The organism is Achromobacter spanius, from assembly GCF_029637605.1.
Taxonomy (GTDB): Bacteria; Pseudomonadota; Gammaproteobacteria; order Burkholderiales; family Burkholderiaceae_B; genus Achromobacter; species Achromobacter spanius_E.
In genome coordinates this window covers 2933510-2946681 of sequence record NZ_CP121261.1, presented here as the reverse complement: position 1 = coordinate 2946681, position 13172 = coordinate 2933510, and the positions used below count along the sequence as shown (strand labels likewise).

Sequence of the window (13172 nt, the reverse complement as noted above, 5' to 3'; positions counted from 1 at the left end):
GGTTGGCACATTCTTGGCGCATTCATTGTTGGCGAACCAGGGCCAGCGTGTGTTGGGCGATGACCAGCTCTTCGTTCGTGCGGATTACATACACGCCGATGCGGCTGTCGTCGCTGGAGATGCGCGGCCCTTGGTGGGCGTTGCGTTCCGGGTCCAGCTTGATGCCCAGCCAGCCCCAATGGTCAGCGATCATCTGGCGGATCTGGGGCGAGTTCTCGCCCACGCCGGCGGTGAACACAATGCCGTCGATGCCGTTCATGGCGCAGCCCAGGCCGATCATGCCTTCGGCCACGCGCCACGCGAAATACTTCAGCGCCAGCTGGGCCGATGGCGCATCGCTGGCCAGCAGTTCGCGCATGTCGTTGCTGATGCCCGACAGGCCCTTCATGCCGCAGTCGTGATAGAGCATGTGCTCGATCTGGTCGTGGTCCATGCCGCGTTCCATCATCCACAGCACCACGCCCGCATCCAGCCGGCCGGGGCGCGTGCCCATGGGCAGCCCTTCCAGCGCGGTGAAGCCCATTGTGCTGTCCACGCTCTTGCCTTCGTGCATGGCGCAGGCGGACACGCCCGAGCCCAGGTGCGCGGCGATGATCTTGCCGTGCGCGATGTCTGGCAAGGCCTGGCCGAGACGCTGCGCGATGTACTCGTAGGACAGCCCATGAAAGCCGTAGCGGCGCACGCCTTCCTGGTACAGCGATTCAGGCAGCGCGTAGCGGTCGGCCACGTCTGAATGGCTGCGGTGAAACGCCGTGTCGAAGCAGGCCACCTGCGGTATCCACGGGCGGCGTTCACGGATCACGCGAATGGGCGCCAGGTTGTTGGGTTGATGCAGCGGCGCCAACGGCGTGAACGTATCCAGCTTGGCCAGCACGGCATCATCCACCAGCACCGGTTCGGACAGATCCGGCCCGCCATGCACCACGCGGTGCCCCACCGCCAGCGGCGCGCCGCCCAGGTGGCCGCTTAACCAGGTGCCGACCACTTCCTGGGCGTTGGGCACGTCGGGCGCGTGGCTGGGCGCAATATCGCGTTCCAGCAAGGTTTGGCCCGCCGCGTCGCGTACCCGCAGCTTCGGGTGCGAGGTGCCGATGCCTTCCAACTGGCCACCCAGGCGCGGCGCCAGTTCGTGATTGCCGTCGATGTCGTACAGGTAGAACTTGATGCTGGAACTGCCGGCGTTGATGACAAGGATGGTATCGCTGGTATCTCGGGTGTCGCGAGGTTCGCTCATGGCTCTGGGATCCGGTAGCGGTGGGGACGCGGGTCAGACCAGGGGGCGGGCCGCCAACTGGCTGAGGTGGTGCGCGTAGATGGCCGCCACCGCGCACGAGGCCAGGCGCGAACGCGGGCTGTCGGCGCGGCTGGTCAGGATGATGGGCACGCGCGCGCCCAGCACGATGCCGGCCGCTTCAGCGTTGGCCAGGAACGTCAGGTTCTTGGCCAGCATGTTGCCCGCTTCCAGGTCGGGCACCACCAGCACTTGCGCCACGCCCGCGACGGGCGAGCGGATGCCCTTGATGCGCGCCGCGTCCGGGCTGATGGCGTTGTCCAGCGCCAGCGGGCCGTCCAGCAGGCCGCCGGTGATCTGGCCACGGTCGGCCATCTTGCACAGGGCGGCCGCTTCGATGGTGCTGGGAATGCTGGGCGTGACCTGTTCCACCGCCGACAGGATGGCCACGCGCGGCTCGCCCAAGCCCAGCCCGTGATGCAGGTCGATCACGTTGCGGATGATGTCGGCCTTGGTTTCCAGATCGGGGAAGATGTTGATGGCCGCGTCCGTGATGAACAGCGGGCCCGCATAGGTGGGCACTTCCATGATGAACACATGGCTGATGCGCCGGCTGGTGCGCAAACCGGTGGTGCGCGCCACCACTTCATGCATCAGTTCATCGGTGTGCAGGCTGCCCTTCATCAGCAGCGTGGCTTCGCCGTTGCGTACCAGCGCCACGGCCGTTTCAGCGGCGGCGTGGCTGTGGGGCGCGTCAACAATGCGCGCGTCGCCCAGGTTCAGCTTGAACTGGGCGGCCGTGTCGCGGATCTTCTTTTCCGGACCCACCAGAATGGGGTGCAACAGGCCCAGGTCGCGGGCTTCCAGCGCGGCGGACAAGGACGGTTCGTCGCAGGGGTGGGCAATGGCGCAGAAGGCCGGTTCCAGCGTTTGCGCGCGTGCGATCAGCGTGTCGTAATGCGTGGACGTGGGCAGTGTCATGCGCGCTTGGCCTTGGCGGGTTGACGGGCGCCGGGGGTGTTGGCGGAGGGAGCGGAAGCAGCGGTGGACTTCGAGCCGCGCTTCGTGGCGGGCTTGGTCGCGGATGGGCTCACCGACTTGGTTGCCGACTTTGCTGCGGATTTCGCTGCCGGCTTGGCTGCCGGCTTGGCCGCTGCCGATTTGGACGCTGCTTTCGGCGCCGCCTTGGTCGCCGCCTTGGCGGTCTTTTCAGGCGCCTCCGCGGCTGCCGATTTTGCTGCCGCCGGGTGGGGCTTGGCGACCTTGGACGGCACTTGCGCGGCCGCGTCGATCAGGCTCAGCGCGGGGGCCGTGGGCGCGGGTGTGGCTTCAAGCCTGGCGGGCGCGGGCGCCTGGGCGCGCTTCTGCGCACGGCGTTCGGCAGCTTCGAAGATGCGCTCCATTTCGGTCAGGCTGTCGCGAGCCGCCGGGCTAAGCGGCTCGGCGGCTTCCAACACGTGCTTCATGGTTTTCAACGCGCTGCGGATGGCGTCGGCGGGCGACTTCTCCAGCAGGCGCGGCATGGCCTGGATAGCGGCGTCGGAATCCAGCGTCAGAATCAAGGCCTGGTCGCGGATGGTGTCCTTGAACTCCTGCAGCGTCATGGCGTTGTCGGATTCGGCACGCACCTTGCGGATCAGCGCAAAGCTGCGTTCGTCCAAACCACCTTCGGCGCCGGACACGTACAGCAGCATGCGGATGGCCGCCACGCGCAAGCCGCCTTCCTGCAGCAGCGAACGCAGGTCAGCGGTGCGTTCTTCCATGAAGCGGCGGTGTTCGGGCGACACGCCAGGGTGCTTGCGCGGCGGGCCGGAGCGCGCGCCCAGGCCGGCCAGGTCCTGCACCAGCGGCGAACCGTAGACACCCATGAAGGTGCGTTCGTCCGCCGAATCGCGCATTTCCTGCCAGATGTTCAGGCTGGTCTCGACCCAGTTCGAGAACATTTCCTGCGCCATCAGGAAGGGGTTGGATTCGGACACCTGCTGGCGGTGTTCGCGCACCTGTTCGGCAACCTTCGCGATGGGGGCAATGGCGGGGTTTCGATCCGAGATCAACTCATACGGCAAGCGCAACGGATGCAGGCGCTGCGACCATTCCGCCGATTGCGGCGTGACCAGCGCGCGCAGCCACGGCTGCATGAAGCTGCGGTACATGCCCAGGTTGATGTCCGAGATGCGGGCCACGGCGGCAAAGCGCTTATCGTCTTCTTCCTTGCGGTCGACAATGGTGCGCACATCGTCCAGGGTGCGCTGCTCGAACGACAGTACGTAGTTGCCAAACGCCAGGTCGGCATTGGGCGTGTCGGGCGTCTTGTCGGCGATTTCAGCCTCGTAGATGCCGGGCGGCAACACGTCGATCATGTCGATGTTCGACGTGAACTCCTGGTGCTCCTTGCGGGCCACGCTGCCCGACACGAAGATGCCCAGGTGGCCGATGCTCTCGTGCACGGCATAGACGATGGTCTGCCCGTGCGCCAGCACTTCGGCCTCGTTCTGGTAAAGGTCGGGAATCCAGCCCAGCGCCTGCGGCGGGGGCGTGATGTTGTCGCCCTTAGAGCAGAACACCACGATGGGCGAGCGGATATTGCGCAAGTCGATACGGATGCCGTCCGACGTGACCAGGCCCGCGGTCGCCAGGCGGTTGCCCACGAACAGGTTGTCGACGATGTACTGGATTTCGGGGCCGTTCAGGAAAACGTGGCCGCCCCACCATTTTTCAAAGCTCAGGTAGCGGTCGGCTTCGGTGTCCACCTTGGAATACAGGTTGTACTGCTTGGACCACAAGGTGTTGGCCGGATTCAGGTTCTCGAAGTTCTGCACCAGCCAGGCGCCGTCGAATTTGCCGTTGCCCAGGTCGCTGGTCATTGCCGTCAACCAGCTTCCGCCCAACAAACCGCCGGAATAGCGCATGGGATTCATGCCGCGCCAGCCTGCCCAGTACGACAGCGGGGCGCCGGCCACGATGATGGGGCCGAACAATTCGGGGCGGACGGCGGCTGTCATCATGATCTGCCAGCCGGCCTGGCAATTGGCCACCACCACGGGCTTGCCTTCCGCGTCGGGGTGCAGCGCGATGATCTCTTCCAGGAAGCGCGCTTCGGCCATCATCACGTCTTCGACGGTCTGTTCCGGCATGGGCTGCGGCAGGAAGGTGGCGAAGTAGCAGGGATGCCCCGCGCGGACCGCCACGCCGATTTCGCTTTCCGGCTTGAAGCCGCCGATGCCCGGGCCGTGCCCGGCGCGCGGGTCCACCACCAGGAAGGGGCGCTTGATCGGGTCGGTTTCCACGCCTTCGGGCGGCTGGATGCGCAACAGCCCGTAGTTGACGGGGCGGGGCAGCTCGCGGCCATCCATCACCAGTTCGAACTCCATGCTCAGCACGTTGGGGGCGCGCTTGGCCATGTGTTCGTGATACTGGTTGCCGCGCTGGCGCAGCACGTCGGCGTAGAGCACGCCACGTTGCCAGGCATCCACGGCATATTCGTAGGCGGCCGTCCAGGGATTGAAGGACGGGGTGGGGACGCGATCGTTGCCGGAATCGGCCATGGCGATCTCCTGTTAGTGGCGCCCGACGGCGAAAGACCGTCGGACCGGCCCCAAGTGGAGCCGGCTAGGTTGACCTCACCATTACACCGCAACGAATGCTGCGCCGCAACATTTCAACGGTTAAAACTCGGTAATCGGCAGCGAATAAAGCCGTCCCTTTTTATTGTTGTCGATGGGCCGGCAAGGGTTCGCTATCAGTCGCGCGCGGCGGCGTTGTGTTCCAGCCATTTCTGAACGGACGGGCGTTGCCATTGGGCGTCGGCATAAGCGCGCAACGGGTCGGGCAGGTCGTCCAGCGCCAGGCGCTTGAGCATGACCGCCAAATCCAGGTCGGCAATGCTCCATGTGTCGAACAGCGTGGTCTGGCCCACGGGAATCAGATAGCTGGCTACCCGCACCAGCTTGGCCAAGGCCGCGTGCCCGGCATCGGACAGGGGCTCGCCCGCCGCGCCGTAGAACACGGTTTCGGTGGGACGTTCCTGGCGCAGCGCGGCCAGGTCACTGCGCAGCCAGGCCTGCAATTGGCGGGCACGGGCACGGGGGCGGATTGCTTGCGGGTACAAGGCGGCGTGTTGGGGGGCGGGAAAGACTTCTTCCAGGTATTCAGTGATGACGCTGGATTCCGTCAGGTTGAAGTCCTCGTGCGTCAGCGCCGGCACACGCGCGGTCAGCGCGCGGCACTGATAGGGCTGCATCCGTTGCTCGCCCGCGTTCAGGTCGATGGGGCGCACTTCGAAAGGCAATTGCTTTTCGGCCAGCGCCACATACACCGACATGGCGTAGGGGCTAAGGAACTGGGAATCGACGTATAGGGTAATCGGGGCGCCCAATGTAGTCTCCGGTCAGGCGGGGGTCTGGCAATGCAGCAATGATTCGTCATGCGGCGCTGGGCCGCATGACTTGCAAAGCGTAACGCAACGGCAATTTTGCGTGTGGCGCGGGCGCATCAGTCAATAGATCAGTCAACAATGAAGAGCTTCGCGCCCGTGGCCGTGGACGAACGGTGCGGTTCGGCCTGGTCGGCCACCTGGTAGCTCATGCCGGGCGTCAACACGAATTGGCGGCCGTCTTCTAGCTCGGTGTGCAGCTCGCCTTCCAGACAGAAGAGGATGTGTCCCTTGGTGCACCAGTGGTCGGCCAGGTAGCCCGCCGTGTATTCCACCATGCGTACGCGCAGGTCGCCGAATTGGCGCGTGCGCCAATAGGCCATGCCCGTGTCGCCAGCGTGTTCGGTGCGTTCAACTTCGGACCAGTCCGTGGTGCCGAAGGGGATGTTGCTCATCTTCATCGTGGATCCTGCGTGGGGGTGGAGGCGGCCGTAGGTTGGCCGCCGGTAAAGATTCGATACTACGGAACAGATACTACGCCACTCGCGTGACATGTCGCATCCACGGCTTGGTCTGATATTGCGCATTGAAAAATCGGTCCGCAACCCCTATCTTCTTGATATTCAAGGCCGGATGCGGCACTGCCCCAGGCGGCCGAAACCTTTAAGGTGGGCTGGCATATGGAGTTCAAGGACTACTACAGCATTCTCGGGGTGGAGCGCAGCGCGTCGGAAGACGAGATCCGGCGCGCCTACCGCAAACTCGCCCGCAAATACCACCCCGACGTCAGCAAGGAAAGCGACGCCGAAGTCCGTATGCGCGACGTCAACGAAGCCTATGACGTGCTGCGAGACCAGGAAAAGCGCGTGGCCTACGACAACCTGGCGGTGGGCGTGTCGCCCGAGGGCGGTTTCCAGCCGCCGCCTGGTTGGGACGAAGGTTTTGAATTTCACCGGGGCGCGGCGCCTGGCGACGAGGCGCAGTTCAGCGAGTTCTTCTCGTCGCTGTTCGGCGGCCGTGGCCAACGCGCCGGCCGGGGCGGCGGCGGCCAGCAGGATTTCCGTGCGCGTGGCGATGACCATCACGCCGCCATCGAGGTGGACCTGGAAGACGCCATCCATGGCGCCACGCGCGACATCAGCCTGCGCGCCATGGAGACGGACGCGCAAGGCCGCCCGCATCTGCAGACGCGCACGCTCAGCGTGCGCATCCCGGCGGGCGTGCGCGAAGGCCAGTTCATCCGGCTGTCTGGCCAGGGCATGCCCGGCTACGGCGGCGGCGAAAATGGCGACCTTTATCTTGAGGTGCGCTTCAAGCCGCACCCTCGCTACCGCGCCGAAGGGCGCGATCTGTACATGACGTTGCCGGTGGCGCCCTGGGAAGCCGCGCTGGGTTCGCAGGTGAATGCGCCCACGCCGGGGGGCACGGTTGAGGTATCTATTCCTGCCGGGTCGGGCAATGGCCGCAAGCTGCGGCTGCGCGGGCGCGGCATCCCGGGTGATCCGCCGGGCGACCTGTATCTGGTGTTGGACCTGGTGCTGCCGCCCGCCGATAGCGAAGCGGCCAAGGCGGCCTACCGGAAACTGCAACAGGACGCGCCGTTCAACCCACGACGCCATCTGGGGGTCTGATCATGAGCAAACTTGTCATCACCAGCGCCACCGTCGTGGGCAAAGCGCAGCCGCTCAGCGCGGATGAGCTGGCCCGTGCCTGCCACGCGGAAGTGGAGTGGGTGGCCCAACTGGTTGAGGTCGGCATCGTCAATGCCAATGGCCGCCAACCGTCGGAGTGGTGCTTCTATAGCCTGGACCTGCAGCGCGCCCTGCACGCGCGCAGGTTGGAGCACGATTTCGGCGCCAGCCTGGATGCGGTGGCGCTGATCCTGGACCTGAGCCAGGAGGTGCGGCGCCTGAAAGCGCAACTGCGCGCCCTGGGCGAGGCGGATCAGTAGTCATTTCGGCGGCTTTCGCCCGCGCGCGGTGCAAGGCAAAATGGTCGGTGTGCAAGGCAGAGGAGGCCGACCATGCTTACGCTTTACCATGCGCCGCGCTCGCGGTCGTTCAGGGTGTTGTGGCTGCTTGAGGAATTAGGCGTGCCCTACGACACCGAAATGGTGTCCATCCGGGGCACCGATAGCGCGGGGCACATGCCCGCCGATTACATCGACATCCATCCCCACCGCAAGGTGCCCGCCCTGGTGCACGACGGCGTGCCCATCTTCGAAACCCCGGCCATCGCGCTATACCTGACGGACCTTTTTCCCGAAAAAGGGCTGGGGCCATTGGTGGGCGATGCGCAGCGTGGGCCCTACCTGACCTGGCTGGCGTATTCCACCGGCGTGTTCGAGCCGGCCATGGTGGAACGTGCCTTGAAGCGTCCGCACCAGGAAGGCGCGCCGGGTTGGGGGTCGGCCGACGAGGTCGAGCAGGTGCTGACCCGGGTGTTGCAGGCGCGGCCGTACTTCCTGGGCGATACATTTTCGGCCGTCGACATCGTGTTGGGCGGTTCCCTGCAATACCTGATTCAGATGAAGGTAATTCCTGAATCGCCCGTGTTCAACGCCTATCTGGAACGGCTGGGCGCGCGCCCGGCCATGCACCGGGCATTGCAGCGCGACGGCGACATCGAAGAATCCTGATCGCTCAGCCGCCGGGCTGGAGGCGGCTGCGCAGGTCAGCCTGCCACTGCTCCGGGCGACCCAGGTAGCGGCCCGGTTCCAGCAGGGTGTAGGCACCGTGCTGTTCGAGCACCAGCGTGGGGAAACCGCTGCCGCCCACTTGCGCAAGCAGTTGACGGCTGGCCGCGATGTGCGCGGTGGTGTCCGCTCCTTCTGCCGCGGCGTAGGCGGCGTCAAACGCGGCGCCGTCCAGGCCGATCTCGCGGGCCAGTTCCTTCAGGACGGCCGGCTCGGCGATGCGGCGGCCTTCTTCGTAGTGGGCGCGTTGCAGGCGCTTGAGCAGGTCCAGCCCGCGGCCAGCAAGTTGTTCGGCGGCCAGGATGGCGGTGGTGGGGGGCTCGGAATCGAAGACGGCGCCGGTATCACGCAGCAAGCCGTCGACGTAGTCCTTGCCGAAGACCTGGCCTGTCATGCTGGCGATGCGTTCGTCATGCGCCATGACGTAACGGCGCAGCGCGTCGGTGACGGGCTGGCGGTTGCCGCCCGTCATCATGCCGCCGCCATGGGGCGCCACATGCAGGCCGGCAACGCCGCGCGCGGCGTCCACCAGCGGGGCGGCGCCGTAGCACCAGCCGCAGAGCGGGTCAAAAATGTAATGCAGGGTGGGGGTGGGGGTGGGAGCGGGGGTGGGGGTCTGGGTAGCCATGCCGCCATGGTAGACGCGGACCGCGTGCCAAGAAAAGCCTGACCCGGTCGCCACTGTGTTGCAGCGGCCGCGCGGATTGCCCGCGCGGCCGTTTGGCCTTATCCGGAGATTTGTACGCCGAGCCAGAACAGCGCGGCCGCCAACGCCATCGAGGCGGGCAGGGTCAGCACCCAGGCCAGCAGGATGTTGCGCACGGTATTGCCTTGCAGGCCGGTCTTGTTGGCGATCATCGTGCCCGCCACGCCCGAGGACAGCACGTGGGTGGTGGATACCGGCAGGCTGAACACGTTGGCCAGCCCGATGGCGGCAACCGCCGTCACCTGCGCCGACATGCCCTGCGCGTACGTCATGCCTTGCTTGCCAATTTTTTCGCCCACGGTCAGCACCACGCGGCGCCAGCCGACCATGGTGCCGGCACCCAGCGCCAGGGCCACCGCCACGATGACCCAGAAGGGGGCGTATTCGGTGGTGGCCGTCAGGTCGGCCCGCAGGCGTTGCAGGTCGGCGCGTTCGCGGGCGGGCAGCCCCTCGATGCTCGATACCTTCTTGGCCGTGTCATCCAGGCAGAGCAGGTAGCGGCGCACGTCGATGCGCTTTTCGGCCGACAGGTCGGCGTAGTGGCTGACGCCGGCCAGGTCGGTTTGCAGCGCGGCGATGGTAGGTATGGTCAGTTTGGGGTCGCAGCGGAAGGTGGGCGGCAATTCCGAGCTAGCGTCCGGGCGCTTGAGCGCCAGGAAGTCGCCCAGCATCGCTTCGTTGCGGTGGTAGAACACGTTCAGGTGATTGGCCGCGTCGCGCGTGCGTTCAATCTGGTAGGTGGTGCTGGTGGTGTCCAGCACGAAGTTGGCGGGCACGATACCGATCAGCACCAGCATGATCAGGCCGATGCCCTTCTGGCCGTCGTTGGAGCCGTGCACGAAGCTCACGCCCATGGCCGACAGCACCAGCACCAGGCGGTTCCAGAACGGCGGGTGCTTTTTGTTGTCGATGGCGCGGCGCTGCTCGGGCGTCTTGTGCATTTTCGACAGCGGTAGCCAGCGCTTGAGCAGCAGCAGCAGGCCGCCCGCCACCAGGAAGCCGGCGATGGGCGAGGCCACCAGCGACATGCCGATGTCGATCGCCTTGCCCCAGTTCACGCCCTCGGCCAGCGGCAGGTCGGTGATCAGGGCGTTGGCCAGGCCCACACCCAGGATCGAGCCGATCAGCGTATGCGAGCTGGAAGCGGGGATGCCGAAGTACCAGGTGCCCAGATTCCAGGCGATGGCGGCGGCCAGCATGGCGAACACCATGACCAGGCCGCGGCCGGTATCCACGTTGATCAGCAGCTCCACCGGCAACAGGTGGACGATGGCGTAGGCCACCCCCACGCCACCCAGCAGCACGCCCAGGAAGTTGAAGATGCCGGACAGCACCACCGCAAGATGCGGTGGCATGGCCTTGGTGTAGATGACCGTGGCCACGGCGTTGGCCGTGTCGTGGAAACCATTGATGAATTCGAAGGCCAGGACGAATGTCAGGGCCAGCACAAGACTGAGGCCGACCCAGAGATCAAGGCCGTGGAAGAGGTCGAACATGGAGGCGGGGGGGAGGTTCCGGCGTGAGGAGCCGATTATTGCAGATTTGTGACCGGGTCCTGGTTGCGTCGAAAAACCAAATCCCGCCCGGTTCTTTTCAAGGGGAGCGTCAATCCTGCCGTCGCCGTCGACCCCGCCGGGCGACAGTCTTGGAATATTTTTGTTAGTGGATGTTATTCAGCGCCTGGGGCGCGAACAAGCCGGGTAAACGGGGCCACGGACCGATTCGCTTTTTTTCCATAGGGTTGAACCCGCCACGAGGACCGCTCGGCCGCCAGGCTCCAGGGAAAGAATGCGATAGCATCAACACCGTGGCTGTCTTCTGGATTGCCATGATCGACCGCGCCGTGCGCCATATCCAGCCGCCGCCACTGCCCTTTTTTCTCTTACCGCCTCCGCCATGACCACCACGACCCGAATCGCCCGCCGCCATCCCGACGACCTGATCATCGGCCTGGTATCGGTCTCTGACCGCGCGTCCAGCGGCGCCTACCAGGACCAGGGCCTGCCCGCCTTGCGCGAATGGCTGGGCTCGGCGCTGGTGTCGCCCTGGCAGGCAGTGGATCGGCTGATCCCCGACGAGCCCGCGCGCATTTCCGAAACCTTGATCGAGCTTGTCGACGTCTGTGGTTGTGACCTGGTGCTGACCACCGGCGGCACGGGCCCGGCCCGCCGCGACGTCACACCCGAGGCCACCTTGGCCGTGGGCACGAAAGAAATGCCGGGTTTCGGCGAACAGATGCGCCAGATCAGCCTGCGCTTTGTGCCCACGGCCATTCTGTCGCGTCAGGTGGCGGTTATCCGCGAAACGCCTTCGCACGCCGCGCTGATCGTGAACTTGCCCGGCCAGCCGAAGTCCATTCGTGAAACCCTGGAAGGGCTGAAGGGCGGCGACGGCGCCGTCATCGCGCCGGGAATTTTCGCCGCCATCCCCTATTGCATTGATCTCATCGGTGGGCCCTATGCAGAGACGCGCCCCGAAGTCATTGATGCGTTCCGCCCCAAATCGGCCCGCCGTGCCCCGCAGCCCTGAGTCGTTGCCGCGTGATAGCGCTGCGTTATAGTTTTGGCCGCCCATCCACTTTTTGCTTGAGAGTCCGCCCGTCATGAAGGTTCGCATTGCCCTGTCCCTTATCGCCCTGGCTGCCCTGTCGGCTTGCGCCAACGTCAAAGACGTGCGTGATCGCGACCCGGTGTTCTACGGGTCCACCCAGCGTACGGCCGAGGACTACACGACCTGCGTGGCCAGCGCCTGGAAGAACATGGGCGTCAACTTCCAGCAGAAGGCGGTGCGCAACGGGTTTGAATTGATTCAGGAAGACAGCTTGGGCGTCGAAGCCGTGCTGACCACCACCACCTGGAAGGGCAAGACCGAGGCGCGCCTGTCCACGCGTATCGCCCGCCGCGACCAAAGCATCATCGAACCCGCGAACCTGTGTCTGTAAGCACCCTGTACCCGCGTCGCGCCGTTCTGGGCCTGGGCCTGGCAGCGGCCGCCCTGGCCTTGGGCCTGCCTGGCCGTGCCGCCGCCCAGCAAGGCTTTATTTCGCGCAAGCTGAATGCCCCCGTGCCGGGTGGCGTGGCCGTCTTGTCGCTGGGCGATACCGACAATGCGCCCGAAGTCACGTACCAGGACCGGCGCGTGATGGTCCTGCGCGAAGAAGGCAAGCAGTGGATCGCCATGGTGGGCATTCCGCTGAGCGTGAAGCCGGGCGAGCAGTACGCCGTGGTGCGCGACGCCAACGGCGAACGCAAACTGCCGTTCAAGGTGGGCGCCAAGGACTACGTGGCGCAGCACATCACCCTGAAGAATCGGCGCCAGGTGGACCCCAACCCAGACGACCTGAAGCGCATCGAACGCGAGCTGGCCGAGCAGATCGCGGCCTACCGGACGTATCGCGCTGGCGTCACGCCCAGCAACGTGCTGCTGGACCGCCCGGTCAACGGCGGGCGGCTGTCCAGCCCGTTCGGGTTGCGTCGGTTTTTCAACGGACAGGAACGCAATCCGCATTCGGGTCTGGACTTCGCCGTGCCCGCGGGCACGCCGATCAAGGCGCCGGCAGCGGGCGTGGTGGTGCTGGTGGGGGATTATTTCTTCAACGGCAAGACCGTGTTCATCGACCATGGCCAAGGCTTCATCAGCATGTTCTGCCACATGTCAGCGGTTGACGTGAAGGTGGGCGACGAGGTGCCGCGTGGTGGGGTGGTGGGCAAGGTGGGCGCCACGGGGCGCGCGACCGGTCCGCATCTGCACTGGAACATCAGCCTGAACGATGCGCGGGTTGACCCGGCCATTTTCATCGGGGCCTTCAAGCCCTGATTCCATGCTTGAATGCCGGGCCAGCGTGCCCGGCGCACGCATCAGGCCGTGGCGGTCTGCTGCGCGATCTTGTTCAGCACGAACTGGTGCATGCGCTCGGCATAATCCATCTGCTGGCGTACATGACGCTGCGCGGCCTCTTGCTCGTCCAGGCAGTTGTCGTACTTGATCTTGGCTTCGGCGTAGGTCAGGCCGGTATTACGCAGGCTGTTGATGAACGCCTCGCGCGACTGATGCAGCAGGCGCAGGCCTTCCTCCCCCTTCGCGAATTTTCTTCGCGCCAGGGAAAGCTGGTCAGCAGCGGCTTGCAACTCTTCTGTGAAATCCATCTTGCTTCATGCGTTTCCCGCCA

The 13172-nt window shown here is 65.4% G+C and carries 14 protein-coding genes; 6 read left to right on the top strand and 8 right to left on the bottom strand.

Annotated elements, in window-relative coordinates; genetic code table 11:
- Positions 1 to 22: 22 nt before the first annotated feature.
- From P8T11_RS13100 to P8T11_RS13080, 5 genes are all read right to left on the bottom strand, one after another.
- Positions 23 to 1234, bottom strand: a complete 1212-nt coding sequence (locus tag P8T11_RS13100) for an acetate/propionate family kinase (protein WP_268081539.1) — start codon at positions 1232 to 1234, stop codon at positions 23 to 25.
- Positions 1235 to 1267: 33 nt separating this feature from the next.
- A complete protein-coding gene (locus P8T11_RS13095; protein WP_268081540.1) occupies positions 1268 to 2212 on the bottom strand; it encodes a phosphate acetyltransferase in 945 nt (314 codons plus the stop codon).
- Complete coding sequence (locus tag P8T11_RS13090; RefSeq protein ID WP_268081541.1) at positions 2209 to 4776, bottom strand: DUF3141 domain-containing protein; 2568 nt, start codon at positions 4774 to 4776, stop codon at positions 2209 to 2211. Before P8T11_RS13090 ends, P8T11_RS13095 begins: the two co-directional genes overlap by 4 nt.
- 194 nt (positions 4777 to 4970) lie before the next feature.
- Positions 4971 to 5606, bottom strand: coding sequence for a glutathione transferase (gene yfcF, locus P8T11_RS13085; RefSeq protein ID WP_268081542.1), 636 nt, complete (start codon positions 5604 to 5606; stop codon positions 4971 to 4973).
- A 128-nt stretch (positions 5607 to 5734) separates the two neighbouring features.
- Positions 5735 to 6064: a DHCW motif cupin fold protein gene (locus tag P8T11_RS13080; protein WP_050448791.1), complete on the bottom strand. Its 330-nt coding sequence runs from the start codon at positions 6062 to 6064 to the stop codon at positions 5735 to 5737.
- 219 nt (positions 6065 to 6283) lie between these two features.
- On the opposite strand from P8T11_RS13080, the gene P8T11_RS13075 reads away from it, so the two are divergent.
- The 3 genes from P8T11_RS13075 to P8T11_RS13065 all read left to right on the top strand — a co-directional run bounded on the left by P8T11_RS13075 (position 6284) and on the right by P8T11_RS13065 (position 8241).
- On the top strand, positions 6284 to 7234 hold the full coding sequence (locus tag P8T11_RS13075) for a DnaJ C-terminal domain-containing protein (protein ID WP_268081543.1): 951 nt from the start codon (positions 6284 to 6286) through the stop codon (positions 7232 to 7234).
- A 2-nt stretch (positions 7235 to 7236) separates the two neighbouring features.
- Positions 7237 to 7554: a chaperone modulator CbpM gene (locus P8T11_RS13070; protein WP_268081544.1), complete on the top strand. Its 318-nt coding sequence runs from the start codon at positions 7237 to 7239 to the stop codon at positions 7552 to 7554.
- 72 nt (positions 7555 to 7626) lie between these two features.
- On the top strand, positions 7627 to 8241 hold the full coding sequence (locus tag P8T11_RS13065) for a glutathione S-transferase family protein (protein WP_268081545.1): 615 nt from the start codon (positions 7627 to 7629) through the stop codon (positions 8239 to 8241).
- A 4-nt stretch (positions 8242 to 8245) separates the two neighbouring features.
- Here P8T11_RS13065 and P8T11_RS13060 read toward each other — a convergent pair whose 3' ends face one another.
- Complete coding sequence (locus tag P8T11_RS13060) at positions 8246 to 8926, bottom strand: DsbA family protein (protein WP_268081546.1); 681 nt, start codon at positions 8924 to 8926, stop codon at positions 8246 to 8248.
- A 98-nt stretch (positions 8927 to 9024) separates the two neighbouring features.
- Positions 9025 to 10500, bottom strand: coding sequence for an inorganic phosphate transporter (locus P8T11_RS13055; RefSeq protein ID WP_268081547.1), 1476 nt, complete (start codon positions 10498 to 10500; stop codon positions 9025 to 9027).
- Between the two features lie 400 nt (positions 10501 to 10900).
- On the opposite strand from P8T11_RS13055, the gene mog reads away from it, so the two are divergent.
- The 3 genes from mog (at position 10901) to P8T11_RS13040 (ending at position 12820) form a co-directional block, all read left to right on the top strand.
- Positions 10901 to 11533, top strand: coding sequence for a molybdopterin adenylyltransferase (gene mog / locus P8T11_RS13050; protein ID WP_268081548.1), 633 nt, complete (start codon positions 10901 to 10903; stop codon positions 11531 to 11533).
- Positions 11534 to 11606: 73 nt separating this feature from the next.
- Entirely contained in the window at positions 11607 to 11945 is a 339-nt protein-coding gene (locus P8T11_RS13045) for a hypothetical protein (protein ID WP_268081549.1), read from the top strand.
- A 5-nt stretch (positions 11946 to 11950) separates the two neighbouring features.
- Entirely contained in the window at positions 11951 to 12820 is an 870-nt protein-coding gene (locus tag P8T11_RS13040; RefSeq protein WP_418910333.1) for a peptidoglycan DD-metalloendopeptidase family protein, read from the top strand.
- Positions 12821 to 12861: 41 nt separating this feature from the next.
- Here P8T11_RS13040 and P8T11_RS13035 read toward each other — a convergent pair whose 3' ends face one another.
- Positions 12862 to 13149, bottom strand: a complete 288-nt coding sequence (locus P8T11_RS13035; RefSeq protein ID WP_268081550.1) for a hypothetical protein — start codon at positions 13147 to 13149, stop codon at positions 12862 to 12864.
- Positions 13150 to 13172: the final 23 nt, after the last annotated feature.

Excerpts from the sequence above, each read along its gene's own strand:
- P8T11_RS13100 (WP_268081539.1), bottom strand. The coding sequence starts at position 1,234 with ATGAGCGAACCTCGCGACACCCGAGATACCAGCGATACCATCCTTGTC.
- P8T11_RS13095 (WP_268081540.1), bottom strand. The coding sequence starts at position 2,212 with ATGACACTGCCCACGTCCACGCATTACGACACGCTGATCGCACGCGCG.
- P8T11_RS13090 (WP_268081541.1), bottom strand. The coding sequence starts at position 4,776 with ATGGCCGATTCCGGCAACGATCGCGTCCCCACCCCGTCCTTCAATCCC.
- P8T11_RS13080 (WP_050448791.1), bottom strand. The coding sequence starts at position 6,064 with ATGAAGATGAGCAACATCCCCTTCGGCACCACGGACTGGTCCGAAGTT.
- P8T11_RS13075 (WP_268081543.1), top strand. The coding sequence starts at position 6,284 with ATGGAGTTCAAGGACTACTACAGCATTCTCGGGGTGGAGCGCAGCGCG.
- P8T11_RS13070 (WP_268081544.1), top strand. The coding sequence starts at position 7,237 with ATGAGCAAACTTGTCATCACCAGCGCCACCGTCGTGGGCAAAGCGCAG.
- P8T11_RS13065 (WP_268081545.1), top strand. The coding sequence starts at position 7,627 with ATGCTTACGCTTTACCATGCGCCGCGCTCGCGGTCGTTCAGGGTGTTG.
- P8T11_RS13060 (WP_268081546.1), bottom strand. The coding sequence starts at position 8,926 with ATGGCTACCCAGACCCCCACCCCCGCTCCCACCCCCACCCCCACCCTG.
- P8T11_RS13055 (WP_268081547.1), bottom strand. The coding sequence starts at position 10,500 with ATGTTCGACCTCTTCCACGGCCTTGATCTCTGGGTCGGCCTCAGTCTT.
- mog (WP_268081548.1), top strand. The coding sequence starts at position 10,901 with ATGACCACCACGACCCGAATCGCCCGCCGCCATCCCGACGACCTGATC.
- P8T11_RS13045 (WP_268081549.1), top strand. The coding sequence starts at position 11,607 with ATGAAGGTTCGCATTGCCCTGTCCCTTATCGCCCTGGCTGCCCTGTCG.
- P8T11_RS13035 (WP_268081550.1), bottom strand. The coding sequence starts at position 13,149 with ATGGATTTCACAGAAGAGTTGCAAGCCGCTGCTGACCAGCTTTCCCTG.